Source organism: Moraxella sp. (assembly GCF_024227015.1).
Lineage (GTDB): Bacteria > Pseudomonadota > Gammaproteobacteria > Pseudomonadales > Moraxellaceae > Moraxella.
This window is the reverse complement of record NZ_JAAELD010000223.1, coordinates 1-3,365: the sequence shown is the minus strand read 5'-3', so window position 1 is coordinate 3,365 and position 3,365 is coordinate 1. Positions and strand designations below refer to the sequence as shown.

The 3,365-nt window shown below is 46.2% G+C and carries 2 protein-coding genes and 1 pseudogene; all 3 read left to right on the top strand.

What is annotated here, in order from left to right:
• Positions 1 to 246, top strand: a pseudogene (gene pyrE / locus GY683_RS05260) (orotate phosphoribosyltransferase); the annotation flags it as partial.
• Between the two features lie 3 nt (positions 247 to 249).
• Positions 250 to 1,200, top strand: a complete 951-nt coding sequence (gshB, locus tag GY683_RS05255; RefSeq protein ID WP_297287746.1) for a glutathione synthase — start codon at positions 250 to 252, stop codon at positions 1,198 to 1,200.
• Positions 1,201 to 1,422: 222 nt separating this feature from the next.
• A partial coding sequence (locus GY683_RS05250) for an alkaline phosphatase PhoX (protein WP_297287745.1) occupies positions 1,423 to 3,365 on the top strand: 1,943 nt, incomplete at its 3' end.

Here is a 3,365-nt window from a genome sequence, read left to right as displayed (position 1 = left end):
GCGGTGCGTGAGGTGGTAGAAATTCTAAAGAATGCCGGTGCGAATCTTGCTGGGATTGTTATTGCGCTTGATCGTAAAGAACGTGGGCAAGATGAGCGTTCGGCGGTACAGCAGATCAATGATGACCTCGGCGTGCCTGTTCATGCGTTGGTTGATATTGATGATATTATTGCATTTTTAGAGGCTAAAGGCGAGACTGATCATCTGGCAAAAATGCAAGCTTATCGTCAGCAATACGGGGTTTGAGTCATGAAAAAATTAAACTTTCTAATTGTCATGGATGATATTGCCACCATTAACTATAAAAAAGACACGTCTCTTGCGATGATGTGGGCAATTAGCGAGCGTAATCATGGTTTGGCGTATTGCAGTATTCATGATCTGTGGCTTGATAAGGGCGAGCTTTGTGTGGATAAGCAGGATTTAAGAGTTTTTAAAAATCCTGAAAAATTCTATGAGCTTGATGAAAAAACCACAGTTAAGGCCACGGACTTTGATGTGATCTTGATGCGTAAAGATCCGCCATTTGACATGAACTTTTTGTATGCTTTGCATTTATTAGAATATGCTAAGCGCGCAGGGGTGCTTGTGGTGAATGATCCTAATTCAGTGCGTGCGTGCAACGAAAAGCTATTCGCCACGCAGTTTAGTGAATACATGAGTCCAACCATTGTCACCGCCAAGCAGTCACACATTCGTGAATTCATCAATGAGCATGAAGATGTGATTGTTAAGCCGCTAGATGGTATGGGTGGCATGGGGATTTTTCGTTTGACTGTGGACAGTCCGAACATCGGCTCAACCTTAGAGATGCTGACCCAGATGGAGAGCCTGCCCATCATGGCGCAAAAATATCTGCCCGAGATTAAAGAGGGCGATAAACGTGTGCTAATCGTCGGCGGGCAAGTGGTGCCGTATTGCCTTGCACGTATCCCACAAGGGGGTGAGACTCGTGGTAACTTGGCCGCAGGTGGCCGCGGTGTTGCCATGCCATTGACCGAAGCTGAGCGTGCTGTCGCCGAACAAGTCGCGCCAACGTTATTACAAAATGGTCTGTACTTCGTCGGGCTTGACCTAATCGGTGCAAAAATCACAGAAATCAACGTAACATCGCCAACCTGTGTGCGTGAGATTGATGATCAATGCGGGACGCAAATCGCGGTTGATTTTATCGAATTCATAGAGAAATTGGTAGATTGATATAGAATTAGTATGGGAATAAGACGGTTATTTACCGTCTTATTTTTATTGTCTAATCGCAATTTTCATTCACGAAATTGTCATAAATATGTCTTATGCTATGCATACTTTTTAATGGTTTGTTAATTTGAAAGTGCTCGCTGATCGCTGTAATGTTGAATGCAGCGTCGATCACGCTTTTGAATTTATTTGACTGTATTTTTATTATATTTGGAGTATGCCATGCTATTGCACAGCCCTAATGAGTTTGATTTTGAAGATGAGGAATTTGTCGAGGATTCCAACCCAACTGACAACCCTGAATTTGCATCGATGATGAATTCTGTACATCGCCGCAGCGTCTTAAAAGGTGGTGCTGGTCTGACTGCTGCAGCGTTCTTTGGTAGTTTTCCGCTGTCGGCGTTTGCTAAGCCATCAGCCAATACTGTCAAAAATTTACAACGCCCAAACTCGCTAAAATTCACCGCCGTGCCACACTATACAGGTGGCGATATGGTGGTGGCTGAGGGTTATCGTGCTGAATTGATTTTGCCATTAGGTACGCCATTGGTCAGTGGTATCGATGACTGGACGGATGATCGCATGGTGGTGGGCGAGTCGTTCAAATACCGCATGGGCGATAACCACGATGGCATGTGGTTCTTCGGTCTAAAAAATGGTCAGTATGCGCCAGAGGTTTCGGAGCGTGGGCTGCTCGCCATGAACCATGAATACACCAACCCAAATCTAAACCCGATCGAAAATTATACAGAAGATGATCCAAGCGCAACCAAAATCTACCAAAAAAGAAAGCTTGCCAATGATGTTCGCCGTGAAATCCACGCGCATGGCGTGTCTGTGGTTGAGCTAAAGCGCACACCGACAGGTTATGAATTGGTTAAAGATTCTCCGTTTAACAAGCGTTATACCAGCGGCACGACAACCAAAATATCAGGCGTCGCCAAGGGTAGTGAATATCTGCAGACCAAAATCGACCCTAAGGGCTTAACCAGTGTTGGTATTAATAACCAATGTGGTGCTGGATTGTCACCATGGGGAACGTATCTGACCACGGAAGAGAACTTTCTAAATGTCTTCGCCAGAAGTGAAGACAAGTCAATCATCAGCGAAAAAGATGATAAGCGCTTAGCTCGTTATGGTCTAAAAGAACACACCATCGGTGATGATGTCTATCGTTGGCACACACCAACCGATGGTGAAAAAGGCGAGTTCGATCACTGGGATGTGACCGCCAAGCCTGACTCCAAGAAATCTACCGATGACCATCGCAATACCTTTAATACCTTTGGCTATATCACTGAGATTGACCCGTTTAACCCAAAAGCACAAGCGGTTAAGCGCACAAGCTTGGGTCGTTTTGCGCATGAGAACTGTGCTTTTGTACCGCCAGAGCAAGGTGAGAACTTGGTATTCTATATGGGTGATGATGCGCGCGGTGAGTACATCTATAAGTTCGTCTCAGATGCTAAGTGGTCAAACAAAGACATTGGCGGTGGCCTAAAAGCGGGTGATAAATACCTTGATAAAGGTACGCTATATGTTGCAGTGTTTAATGATGACGGCACGGGCGAGTGGCGTGAACTATCAAAGAAAAACCCTGCATTGGCCGATTTTAAAAATGAAGCTGAAATCGTTGTCTTTGCTCGTTTGGCTGCCGACAAAGTGGGTGCAACCAAGATGGACAGACCAGAATGGGTGTCGGTCAGTCCAATCACAGGCGAAGTCTATGTTACCCTAACCAATAACTCGAAGCGTAAAGAAGAAGACGTAAATGCTGCTAACCCTCGTAGCTACGATGGTAAAGGTAACCAGCATGGACACATCATTCGCTTTGCGGAATTGGCAGGTAATACGGGCGATAAGTTCCGCTGGGACATTTACCTGTTCGCCTCTCCACACGATAAGGCTGAGCAGAACTTATCCAAGCTAACCGCTGAGAACGATCTGTCATCACCGGATGGTCTGTTCTTTGACCCACGTGGCGTTCTGTGGATTCAGACGGATGACGGTGCTTATACCAAGACCACCAACTGCATGCTGCTGGCGGCACTGCCGAATAAGATTGGCGATGGCGAGTCCGTCTCTACCACCACTGGTAAGATGACGCACATCGGGGCGGTGGCTACGCCTGACACCTTAAAGCGTTTCTTTGTGGGTCCTGCTGG